Source organism: Hyunsoonleella sp. J2K-J805 (assembly GCF_057167125.1).
This window is the reverse complement of the sequence record NZ_CM169901.1, coordinates 3,600,840-3,613,064: the sequence shown is the minus strand read 5'-3', so window position 1 is coordinate 3,613,064 and position 12,225 is coordinate 3,600,840. Positions and strand designations below refer to the sequence as shown.

The following is a 12,225-nucleotide window of genomic DNA, read 5'->3' as shown; positions in this document are numbered from 1 at the left end:
AATATACTTTTAGTAGCTTTCCAGTAAAACTTTATCTTAGGGAAACTGTTCAGCAAAAGATGGTTTGAAAAAGAATGTACCATTACATCATTTTAAATCCCTAAACCTTGTCCACCACCTACTTGTATAGTTTCGGCAGTTAAGAATGCAGCATCATCGCTAACCAGGAATGAAATAACAGATGCTACCTCTTCTGGTTGTCCCAATCTACCTAACAAAATATTGTTTTTCCAAGACGCAAACACTTCAGGTTTTGTTGATTTAATTTGCTTGTGAAAATCAGTATCTACAGTACCTGGTGACACAGCATTAACTCTAATGCCATATTCGGCAAGATCTTTCGCCAAAGCTCTAGTAATGGCGTGTACTGCTGCCTTTGATGTGCCGTAAATACCCGCTCCAGGCCCTCCTGCATTCCAACCTGCTATTGATGTATAGTTTATAATGGATGCATTGTCACTTTTTTTAAGAAATGGTATGGCAGCTCTTGATGCAAAAAATGTTGAATCTAAATTTAATGCCATCACAAATCTGTAAAACTCTGTAGTCATATCTTCAAATCTAGATCTACCACCTAAACCACCAGCGTTATTAACCAATACATCTATTTTACCATACTTCTCTCCAATTTTGGTAATATTTTCTGTTACCTGATCTTCTTTGGTAACATCAAAACCATAGTATTCGGCGGTAATTCCTGCTGCCGTTAGCTCTTTAACCCTATCGGCTCCTGCATCATCATCAATACCATTTAAAACTACAGTATATCCATCATTTCCAAGTCTTTTGGCTACTTGAAAACCAATTCCTCCTGTAGCTCCTGTAATTACTGCTACTTTATTTTTTAAATTACTCATGTTCTTTAATTTTTATTACTTGTTTTTATTATATTTTTATTTCGCTTTTAATGGTTTAATTCTTGGACACAAAAACCAAATAGCAGAAAGCGCTATTATAGCTAAAACTCCACCTATAATGAATGCAGGTGTATAGTTGCCTCCAGTAGTTATAAATGCAACCAAGTAAGTAAGTCCTGCTGCTCCTAGTTTAGCAGCCATACCAGCAAAGCCAGATAAAGTACCAACTATTTTTCCGCTAAAAAGATCACTTGGTAAAGTCTGTATATTTCCGATTGCTATTTGAAAACCAAAAAGTAAAACTGCCATAATAATTACAGCATTTATGGAAGAAGCTGGTGCTTTTAATAAAAAGAAGCACGGAATCATAATAATACAACCTAAAGTTATCGTCATTTTTCTTGTTTTATCTACAGACCAACCAGCTTTTATTCTATTTTTAGCAAGTAAACCTCCAAATATAGCTCCTATCATAGCACCTACGTAAGGTACCCATGCAGAAAATGCAATTTCTTTGACATTCATTCCAAAAACTTCGGACAGGTAAATCGGAATCCAAACAATAAATAACCACCAGATTGGATCAATCGCCGCAGAAGCTATTATCACTCCCCAACTCTCTTTATGCTTGAATAATTGGCCAGTGGTAGGCGCATATCCTTCATCATAAGTTCCGTCTTCATTAATATCTTGATTTCTTTGTCCTGAGAGTATATACTTTTTTTCATCATCTGTAAGCCAAGGATGAGTTTTTGGTGGGCTCTTTACCATATAAAACCAAGGTATTAACCATAAAAATCCTAGTACAGCGACTACAATAAAAATTGCCTTCCAATCAAAATAAACAGCCAACAAACCTATAATTGGGTAGGCAACAATTCCTCCTATAGCAGCTCCTGAATTAAATATTCCTTGTGCAAGTGCTCGCTCTGTAGTTGGAAACCATTCTGCATTAGCCTTTGCAGCTCCGGGCCAATTTCCAGCTTCAGCAATTCCTAATATAGATCGAAAGATTGAAAAACTTAACATTCCTTGAGCAAAGGCATGTAACATAGTTGCAATAGACCACACACCTATGGAAAGTGCAAAACCTAGTCTGGTTCCTATCCAATCGAAAATTTTACCAAAAAGGGCTTGACCTCCAGCATATGATAGTATAAAAACAGTTGATATTGTACCATAAATGGCTTTATGCCCATCCTTATCCATTTCAGGAAATAAATCATTAGCAATGTCAGGCCATAATGCACCAAAAGCTTGTCTATCTATATAATTAATGATTGCGGCCAATGCCACAAGGCCCACTACCCACCATCGTAATCCTTTTAGTTTCATAATGTTTCAGTTTTTTCAATACTATCCAGCCACAACTAAAAGTAGTTATGTTACTGAACATACCATTAATATTCTTGTGTATTACCTAATCTATTATTATGAAGAAATCTTAATCTGAAAAATTTCTCCCCTACTATATTTTGAAATGAAAAACAAATACGTGAATTATACTTTTCATTTGCGTTTATGCCGATTTAATATTGTAACAATATTGATAGAGTACACTAAAATGCTCTTTCATTTTTTGTTTTGCTAAATCTGGATTTTGATCCTTAATTGCCTTATAAATTTGCTTGTGCTCTTCTATACCCAGAACAGCTTGATTTTTGTCACAAACATGATACTTTCCAAAGTCTATTATGATTTGTGGTGTAATGGTTAACATAAAGGTATTCATGGTACTATTCCCACTTGCCTTGGCAATTGCCAAATGAAATAGCAAATCTTCCTGTACAGCATCTTCACCAGACAATACTTTTTGCTCGTAAGCATCAAGCATGTCTTTTATGTGCTTTAAATCTTCTTCAGATCTTCTTAAAGAAGCCAATTTTACTGTTTTAATTTCTAATAAAATTCTAGTTTCTACTAACGATTTGAAATCGGGCGACTCCAGTCTTAAAATATCATCAATCATTCCATTCATGGCCACTACACCAATATTTGCTACAAACGTACCACTTTGTGGGATGGATTTTAACAAACCATAAAACTCAAGCTTTTGAATAGCCTCTCTAACATTTCCTCTACTCACTCCAAACTTATCAGACAGCATTCTTTCTGAAGGTAGTTTATCTCCAGGTTCTAAGTTCTTATAATTTATCAACTCCTTAATCTTTGCGATTATTTCGTTCTGCACTTTTTTACTATCGCTAATTACTATTGATTCTAATTTCATCTGTAAACTTTCTTAAACTGGTTAACCAAATTTCATCTCTAAATTTAAATAAAAACGACTAAACTTTTCTGCTTTTACGTTGATTTTCAATAATAGCTGTTCTTGGAGTAGTTGTTAATAAAATTAATGACTTACCTCCAATTCATAAAAACGTACTTTCGAGTATGCACCTTCATCTCTAGATTGAAAATAATTTCCAGCTTTGAAATAATTTTCAAAAACGCCCCATTTGCGCATATGTATATTCTCATATACTTTATACTCATTCCCATTAAGTACTACCACCATTTTTCCTTCTGATACCTTTACTTCTAAAGTAAACTTTCTAAAACCAACTTCTTGCTCAAAATTAAAGCCCTCATCATCTCCCCACACATCTTCATGAAGCAATTCTTCATAACTTGCATTTAAGTTTTTTAACACCTTTGTTTTAACGCGAACTTTTCCTTTATCCCAATATATTTTTAAAATAGGCGGTGCATTATTATCATCTTCCCCTATTAAATCTCTCTGCTCATTCGTCAATCTCCCATGAATTTGCATGATAATAGTTCTATGATATTTTCCATTAGAATCTCTAGAAGACTCTTCCATAGCAATCTTTCCTTTCATATATGCTCCATCTGCAAAAGTCCAATTCACATTATTATGACCTGGTTTCATTTGCTCCCTAAGCTCAGACCTTGTATACTTGGTGTTTCTAGTTTTAGATGCTGTTGGCATTGCGTGGAAAACAATAGCACCTTGCGTCGAATCTATATACATATAAGGCTTTGCTATTTCATTACTTGCATAATCAAATATTTCTGGCGGCTCAAGTTCATACGGCTTACCTTTTTCATTAAGCACTGGTAAAGTTACTTTCCAGTGACTTAAGTCTATATCTGGCAATCTTACTTTCTTTTTCTTCTTCTTTTTTTTCTTTTTCTTTTCAACTTTAGTTTCCGACTCTACATTACTACTTCCATTATTTTGAGAGGTAGCATTGGCAGAAATAAATACAATTAAAATTGCTGTTAATATTTCTTTTCGGAAGTTTTTCATTTTTAATTTAATTTTTCTTCTAACAATTTTATAAAATTAAAATCCAGGAGTAATAATATCTATATTATCGATAAATACTTCGTTACTACTATCAACTGCATTTAAAGCTCTAACATAAATTACAGCTATGTTTGCCGATGCTTCAAACGTAAATGTAGTAGTAGTAAAGGTATCATTAGTACTTGATGATTTACTGCTGTTAAAATCATTATCAATCAAGGCATAACCATCTGTATTAATTGCACGTGCTGCTGGTGTATTTATTGCTTCTTCCGTGGTAATTTCATTATTTAAAATAAATACTTCTGTATTGATTCCTGCAGCTTCAGAACGTGTGTCGATAGTAAATGTATATTCTACACCTGGCTCAACTGCAACTAACTGATACAATCTACGGCAATTATTACTTAGTTTCACACCTCTTCCTCCTCCAGCATTAGGTCCAAACTTATTACCATCACTAGTAGATCCTGGTTGTTCGTTTGTACAGAATGTTGCATCTATATAAGTGTTTAAATCAGTATTTCTCCAAAGTGCTCTATATGGGCTATCTATTGTTCCTAAATTGTCATCAACAACAGTACTGTTTGGTGTCATATCCCATGCGTCGGCATTATCGCCTGTATTAGCGGTATGATCATTACATTGCCCATTTTGCACTATAACCTTAAATGTAGGTTCAATACCTCCTACTGGTACTGGTTTTGTAACACTTCTAGAAACACCTGCTTCATTTGTTGTAGTCAAAGTAACATCATAAGTGCCAGCTACTGCGTAAGTATGTGATGGACTAGTTTCAGTTGATGTATTGCCATCTCCAAAATCCCAGCTATGTGATACCGCTAAAATTGAAGCATCTGTAAACTGCACGTCTAGAGAAGACACATCAAATGTAAAATCTGGTACAGTTGATAATACCAAACCTTCTATATTTTTACTAACGGAAACCTCTGTACCTAAAAAATTAGTGGCTGTTAGTGTTACTGTAAAGGTTTCAGCAGTGATATATGAGTGTATTGGACTAAAATTTGAATCGGTTCCTGCGTCTTCAGCATCCCACTCTACTATATTACCATCACCAAAATCCCAAACTAAAGTATTAGCTCCTGTTGTAAGGTTTTCAAATGTTACTTGAGAATCTATTGCACTAAAGCTGAAGTCAACAAAAATAGGTGACACATTAGCTGAAGCAATGGCTTCTAAGCCGTCAGAACTTGTAGTAGTTAATGTTACGGCATATAACCCCCCCGTGGCATATGTATAATTTGGATTTGCCTCAGTTGATGTATTTCCATCTCCAAAGTCCCATAAATATGAAACCGCATCCGTAGAATAACTTCTAAATACAATTTGTAAATTATCCTCAGCACTTGTGGTAGTCGTAAAAAGGGTATTGGGCTGTATATTATTAACATTTCCAGTTGGTGGAACGAACTCTTCATAACCACTATCATAACATGATGCTAGGGTTAGAAACATAGACAATATTAAAAGAACACCTATGTTGTATTTTTTAATTATTTCAATAATCATGATATCGTGTTTTAAAATCTTATTTATTGTTTTACTAAAATCTCAAAGAAATCCAATCTGCTTTCATCTCCTGAATTAGTTACATAAATGATTACAGACTCGTTCTCACCAGCTTCAAAAGAAAGGGCATGTTGCCTCCATATATTATCTACCCTATCTATGTTATTATCCGTTCTAGAGGCGACGATATTATCTTCTAATAAAGATTCAGCATAGCTAGATGTTGACGGCTTTAAAATTGAAACTTTAAGCTCTGCAAATTGGGTAACTTCAAAAGCCGAATGGTATGTTAAAACATATTCTGCTCCGGGTGTTACATCAATTTCTTGGTAAGCTACTCTGGCTCCACCTGCAGGGAACTTCGCCGCTTGCCTTCCATCTGGTAAATTTGGTGGATCCACAGGATTCGTATCTGTGTTAATCTGTATTACCGTAGTACCACCTCCTAATGGACTCCATGCAGAATTACTTGGCACTCTCCAAGAATCTCTACCATCTCCAGTGCCATCGGGCAAACTATTATCCTCAAAACTTGGCTCTGCAATTTCCGGAACTGGAATAGTTGGCACCGCTTCAACTATAGTTAAATTGTCATCTATATCATTGCTCCAACCATTATTATCAGTTACGGTTAGGGCTATTTTATACGTCCCTGGACCAGGGAAAGCTACTATTACCTCTTGATCGTTAATTGTACCTGCTGGTAAATTAGAAATTTGATTTTCTAAATCGGCTATACTTTCTAGAGTATCACCTGTTAAAGCATCTTTTGCAGCTTGCAAAGCAACTTCCAAAGCACTAATTTCAGCTAAAATCGCATCTCGTTTTACTTGATCTGTTTCACATGGTAACTTTAATTCAAGCTCTTCGATATCCTCCTCTAAAGCAATAACATCTGCTTTTAAAGCTTCTAAAGATGCCATCAATCGTATTCTTTGACTATTGATATAATCTACTGCAACCGTCACTTCTTCTTCTTGTGCAGTATTTGGATTAATCACTTCTGTAATCACCCATTCATACTGCGTTCCGTTTACGGATAAATTGGAACCTGCTTCTAAGAAAATTTCATAGTTAGCAAAAATTAAAACTTCATCACAAGTAAACTGAGAGGTAGTGATTTCATTAAAATTAAATGAAGGTGTTGGGCCGGTAAGATCAACCAAGTCTCCTACATCAGGTAAATCATCATTTAAACATGAACTTAAGAGCACAAGTGAGCTTAAGAACATAGTTTTAAAATTAAACAAATATCTTTTCATTAGTTACAATTTTTAATTTAGTATCCGTTATTCTGGCGATAAACACCAGGTAAATTATCCAGTTCTCTTTGTGGAATAGGGAGATAAATTTTATCGCTTGTGTATAAAAATCCATTTCTATTTGAATGCGCTCCCAATACATTATCTGCCTCATTAAATCTTATCAAATCATACAAGCGTTGATTTTCAAATGTGAACTCTACTCTGCGTTCCTCCAATAATTGTTGTTTTGTTAAGTTAACAACTTCTTCAAGGCCGGCTCTCAATCTTACCTGATTAAATGCTTCAATTGCTCTAGTGTCGGTAGTAGAATCTCCACCGGCTAAAATAGCTTCTGCATATAATAATAGTACATCTGCATATCTTAATATAATCCAATCATTGCCGTTCGCTTCTCCAGAAGATGGATATTTAGAGTTAAATGTATCATTTAAAACATCATCTGCAATTACAGTAATACTTCTAAAGGTACCATCAAATCTAACGGGTTGTAATTCTGGGGTCATAACCGATAGTAAATCTAGTGTGGCTACATTTACACCGTTAGATGGCCCACTTGCGGTCATAGCATTACTAAACCCTTCTGCGTCAGTTTCAACTTGATCGTCTAAACCACTCTGACTGCTTACAACGTTATCAGTATTAATGGCTTCATAAGAAATAGAAAAAATAATTTCTTCGTTAAGCTCTAGTCCTTCATTATTTGTAAATGAACCATCTAATCGTAAATTATCAGATGAGAACTCACCAACAAAATCATTACCAAAAACCTTTGCAAAGTTAATAGCTTGGTTTGCACGATATTCTTCGGTAGTTAAAATATTTATAGTAGGATCATTTGGATCGGCATCGAACAAGAAATTTTCTGATTCATCTCTATCAATAGTCAATAAATCGTATCCAAATGACGCATTGTTTTCTATTATAGAAGCTAATAATAACTCAGCCTCAGCATAATTAGGATTTGGCTGACTTAAAAACGTTTTAGCTAGTAAACAAATAGCTGCGCCTTCTGAGGGGCGGTATCTATTTTGAGGAGCTCCGTTTAAAAAGGCTATTGATGTTCTAAAATCCTCAACAATTCTTTCATAGACTTCTGACGGTGGTAATTGAGGATAATTTTCAGCTTCACCAGAATTAATATCTAGTACTGCGTCTAAATATGGCACATTCTGATAAGCTCTTACCAAATTAAAATGGCATAAAGCTCTAAAGAAATATGCTTCTCCAATAGTATATTGAAATTCTTCTGGAGCCAAAAATTTATTTTCTATAATTGTATTTGCTCTAAAAATGGTAGCATAATTGTTCGACCAATACGTAGCCGCATCACCATTGTTGGCATCGATATTATAAGAATCAATATCTGGATACACACCGTTTTGCGCATTGGCCCTACTGTTATCTGATCTTAGTTCAATCAATAAAAATTCATTTGCCGGTATTTTTTGATAACTATCTATAACTCCAACTGCCAATAACTCAAAACCATCAGCGGTTTGCAATAATTCTTCTAGAGAAAACGCATTTGGATTATTCAAATCTAACTCTTCTTGACAACTAGAAAGAAAAGCTATCATAACGAGGCATACTTTTATGTATTTAAATGTCTTTTTCATAATTAATTAAAATTGAAAATTAATACCAGCTGATATAGTTCTTACCACAGGTCCGTCCCCTCTTTGATAACCTGCAGTTAAAGGTGTATTTGCATTACTTGATGTTTGTCCTGCAGCTTCTGGATTAAATCCTTGGTACCCCCTTGCTGTCCAGTACAATAAGTTATTTCCTGTGACATATAATCGTAATCTATCAAAATTTAGTTTGTTAGATAAGTATTCAGGCAATGTGTATCCTATTGTAATATTTCTTAAAGTTACAAAAGAAGCATCTTGTATATGTGCACTGGTAAATCTTCGCGGTATAACTTTATCTCGCTCTACCTCTGGTAATGCCGTAGCTTGAACAGCACCTTCGCTCGCAAAAAGTAACTGATCTAAATCTGCCACTCTTACCTCACCACCATGTGATCCTTGAAACTGAAACGTAAAATCTAAGTTTTTATATGAGATATCAGAGTTGAAACCCCATGTAAAATCTGGATAAGGGCTTCCAATTTCCGTTCTATCGTCTGCATCAATAATTCCATCTCCATTTAAATCTTTTACATACACTTCTGCAAAATCGTTATTAAATCTATTGAATGGATTATCTATAAAATCGATATCAATTTCTCTATCGAAAACATAACCATAGAAAGATGTAATAGGCAAGCCTATTCTCGCAATAAATTCTGTTGGCCTACTTTCTTGATCTATTCTAGATATTATCTGCTCATTTCCACCTAAATCTAACACTTCATTTCTATTTAAGCCAAATTGACCAGAAAGTCTCCAACTAAAATTCTCATTGGTCCAAATTCTAGAATTTATAGCAAGCTCAACACCTTGATTTCTAACTTTCCCTATATTTTGTAAAAAGGTATCAACACCATACGCCGCAGATACTGGAGCAGAAAGTATTAAGTCTTCACTTGTTCTTGTATAGTAATCTGCTGTTAAACTAAACAGGTCTCTTCCGAAAGTGATATCTAATCCAGGATTAAACTCTACTAACTTCTCCCAACCTAAATCTGCATTTGCTAAAGCAGTATTTTTAACACCCGATTCTCCATTGGCACTAACAATAGCGAATGTTTCTTCAAATCTATATAAAGAATCATAAATATTATTTGAAATTTGATTTGAGCCTGAAATACCGTAACTAGCTCTAAGCTTTAAGAAGGTAATAACGTCACTATCGGAAAGGAAATCTTCACTCGATACATTCCAACCAACGGATGCAGCTGGGAAAAACCCGTATCTTGTATTTGAGCCAAATCTTGTACTTCCGTCAGTACGCGCAGAAATTTGCACCAAATACTTTTCATCATAGTTATAATCTAGCCTTCCAAAATAGGACACTAATTTATCCGATCCGTTTTGAGTAAACGTTGTACCACCATCTGCTAATGCAATATTTTCATTAAAATCATTTGAGTATACACCAAAAGCTTCAGAATCTTGACTTGAGAAATCTCTATTAGTGAATTCGAAACCTAAAATAGTATTAAAGTTATGTTTTCCAAAGTCTCTCTTATATCTTAAAACAGATTCAATGACATATTGATTAACCTCATCTCTACTCTCAAAACGAAACCCTTCGTCCCCAAAGTTTACGATATTTTCATTTCCAGCAACAAAATCTGCATTATTATTTTTGGTATGCCTAAAAGTACCCGAAATAGTTTGCTTAAAGTTTAACCCTTTAGCTAATTTGAAATCTACATAGGCTGCAGCATTTAAACTAAACCTTCTTTTTATCCTAGATCTTTCAAGATAAGGTACTAATGGATGAACATTTCTGGTTAAACCCAATGTTAGCTGTCCTGGCAAACCTTGTTGCGTGTTAATAACTGGCAACCCTGTATTAGGATCTCTTAAAATAGCTCTTGGATTATTTTGATCCTGAAAAAAGACTCTATCAAACAGTCTAGAAAAACCATAACTGCCAACTTCTAAGTTTTCATACTGGGTACCTGCAGTACTTAGGGATCCGCCAGCATCTCGGTAAGCGTTAAAAACATCTAAATGGTCTTGATTTAGATATAATGGTATAGCGCCGTATTGTCTTAATGCATCAGTAAATCTAGCAGGCAATCTGTCTTGGTCGTTATAACTCGCACGAATATTAACTCCTGCCCTTATGTTTCCGCTTTCCGACTTGGTATCTATTTTTAAATCAGCGTTATATTTTTTAAACTTATCGGCTAGTGCAATACCCTCATCTTCTAGATAGGCTACTGATGCAGAATATTTGGTAAGCTTCGATCCTCCTCGCGCTCCAAACGAATGACTGGTTATAGTACCTCCTGGTAAGATTTCATCCTGTAAATCTAATTCACCTCCACTCAATTCAGACAAATAATCCCATGCCTCTAATTCGGCATAGGCTTGATTATATCTAAGATTAACTCTTGCAAAATTAATAGGATCAGCAATACCGTCAACAGCACTTTGCAACCCATTTAAACGCGCTCTTTCTTCTGCAACCGAAAATGTAAAATTCTCATTATCAGTGGCATATTTATAGCCTGTAAATGTATTAAATGAGAACCTTGTTTTTCCTTCAATACCTTGTTTAAGTGTCACCAAAATTACACCATTTGCGCCTCTAGAACCATATATAGCAACTGAAGAAGCGTCCTTTAGCACACTTATTGATTCAATATTATTATTATCAATTGAAGATAAAATATCTGCGTCTGTACCCAATACAATTCCATCAACAACAATTAATGGCGAAGAAGAACCTGTAATTGAACCTGGTCCTCTAAGTGTTATTTTTGGGTCACCACCAGCCTCTGATGCTACGGTTTGTATCCTTAAACCTGCAACTCTACCTTGAAGCGCATCTTCCACACGTGCCACCGCAATATCTTGAATTTCTTTAGCGTCTATTTTTGTTAAAGCACTAGTTACATTCTTTTGTTTTTGCTCGCCATAGGCCACTACGACCACTTCATCTAATTTACTAATATCTTCCTTTAGAGCTATATTAATTGTAGTATCATCACCTATTATTCTCGTTTGGGATGCATACCCTACATAACTAAATTGTAAAACATCTCCTTTTTTAGCGTTAATTGTGTAAGCGCCATCAAAATTAGTAGTTGTCCCTTTTGATGCACCAACTATAATAACATTCACACCCGGAATAGGCATATTACTTAGGTCGGTTACCACACCATTTATTGGGATATTTTGTGCATTTAGCATATAGCCAAAAACCAAAGTGAGCACTAACAACAGTTTAGTTTTCATATTCATAATTAGTTTTTATTTTTAAATAATCTCTAGTTGCATTTAATATTATTCTTGCTACCACTTTTAGAAATAATATATTTAAATCATTTTATGTAAATTAGCACAAGACGATGATTATCGTTGTGATAACATGTTTATTTTACTTCCCTCCTAAAAGAAGTAAATAAGTTTTAAAAAGATAGGTTTGCGCCTCTCCTTTATCTACTTTATATGATCGTTGATTATCCTTGTTGAAGTGTTAGACATTAGTTTAGTTTTATTGGTTTTCCAAATTGGTTTACCAGTTTGGTTTTCCAAATATATACTAATTTTCTGTTAAATCAAATTAATTTTCGACTTTATGATGTTTAATGACGATTAAACTATTTTCAAGATGTACTAACAAAGAATATCATACTTTATGTAAACTATATTATCCTTTAAATAGAGGTGTT

At 34.6% G+C, this 12,225-nt stretch carries 8 protein-coding genes; all 8 read right to left on the bottom strand.

The genetic code is table 11. The annotated features are described in order from the left end of the window. Positions 1 to 92 precede the first annotated feature (92 nt). Positions 93 to 857, bottom strand: a complete 765-nt coding sequence (locus AC1B0Z_RS15905; protein WP_483793191.1) for an SDR family NAD(P)-dependent oxidoreductase — start codon at positions 855 to 857, stop codon at positions 93 to 95. Between the two features lie 36 nt (positions 858 to 893). Next, the gene (locus AC1B0Z_RS15900) at positions 894 to 2,192 is read right to left on the bottom strand and encodes an MFS transporter (RefSeq protein ID WP_483793190.1); all 1,299 of its coding nucleotides are present in this window, start codon (positions 2,190 to 2,192) and stop codon (positions 894 to 896) included. Between the two features lie 184 nt (positions 2,193 to 2,376). Beyond that, positions 2,377 to 3,087 carry a FadR/GntR family transcriptional regulator gene (locus AC1B0Z_RS15895; protein WP_483793188.1) on the bottom strand — a complete coding sequence of 237 codons (711 nt, stop codon included), beginning with the start codon at positions 3,085 to 3,087 and terminating at the stop codon, positions 2,377 to 2,379. A 123-nt stretch (positions 3,088 to 3,210) separates the two neighbouring features. After that, complete coding sequence (locus AC1B0Z_RS15890) at positions 3,211 to 4,131, bottom strand: polysaccharide lyase family 7 protein (RefSeq protein ID WP_483793187.1); 921 nt, start codon at positions 4,129 to 4,131, stop codon at positions 3,211 to 3,213. A gap of 36 nt (positions 4,132 to 4,167) precedes the next feature. Beyond that, positions 4,168 to 5,664, bottom strand: coding sequence for a PKD domain-containing protein (locus AC1B0Z_RS15885; RefSeq protein ID WP_483793186.1), 1,497 nt, complete (start codon positions 5,662 to 5,664; stop codon positions 4,168 to 4,170). A 23-nt stretch (positions 5,665 to 5,687) separates the two neighbouring features. Continuing rightward, a complete protein-coding gene (locus AC1B0Z_RS15880) occupies positions 5,688 to 6,926 on the bottom strand; it encodes a hypothetical protein (protein WP_483793185.1) in 1,239 nt (412 codons plus the stop codon). 17 nt (positions 6,927 to 6,943) lie between these two features. After that, positions 6,944 to 8,545, bottom strand: a complete 1,602-nt coding sequence (locus AC1B0Z_RS15875) for a RagB/SusD family nutrient uptake outer membrane protein (protein WP_483793184.1) — start codon at positions 8,543 to 8,545, stop codon at positions 6,944 to 6,946. 6 nt (positions 8,546 to 8,551) lie between these two features. Then, complete coding sequence (locus AC1B0Z_RS15870; protein WP_483793182.1) at positions 8,552 to 11,788, bottom strand: SusC/RagA family TonB-linked outer membrane protein; 3,237 nt, start codon at positions 11,786 to 11,788, stop codon at positions 8,552 to 8,554. Positions 11,789 to 12,225 lie beyond the last annotated feature (437 nt).

Coding starts and splice junctions, on each gene's coding strand:
- AC1B0Z_RS15895 (WP_483793188.1), bottom strand. CDS start 3,087: ATGAAATTAGAATCAATAGTAATTAGCGATAGTAAAAAAGTGCAGAAC.
- AC1B0Z_RS15905 (WP_483793191.1), bottom strand. CDS start 857: ATGAGTAATTTAAAAAATAAAGTAGCAGTAATTACAGGAGCTACAGGA.
- AC1B0Z_RS15875 (WP_483793184.1), bottom strand. CDS start 8,545: ATGAAAAAGACATTTAAATACATAAAAGTATGCCTCGTTATGATAGCT.
- AC1B0Z_RS15880 (WP_483793185.1), bottom strand. CDS start 6,926: ATGAAAAGATATTTGTTTAATTTTAAAACTATGTTCTTAAGCTCACTT.
- AC1B0Z_RS15870 (WP_483793182.1), bottom strand. CDS start 11,788: ATGAAAACTAAACTGTTGTTAGTGCTCACTTTGGTTTTTGGCTATATG.
- AC1B0Z_RS15900 (WP_483793190.1), bottom strand. CDS start 2,192: ATGAAACTAAAAGGATTACGATGGTGGGTAGTGGGCCTTGTGGCATTG.
- AC1B0Z_RS15890 (WP_483793187.1), bottom strand. CDS start 4,131: ATGAAAAACTTCCGAAAAGAAATATTAACAGCAATTTTAATTGTATTT.
- AC1B0Z_RS15885 (WP_483793186.1), bottom strand. CDS start 5,664: ATGATTATTGAAATAATTAAAAAATACAACATAGGTGTTCTTTTAATA.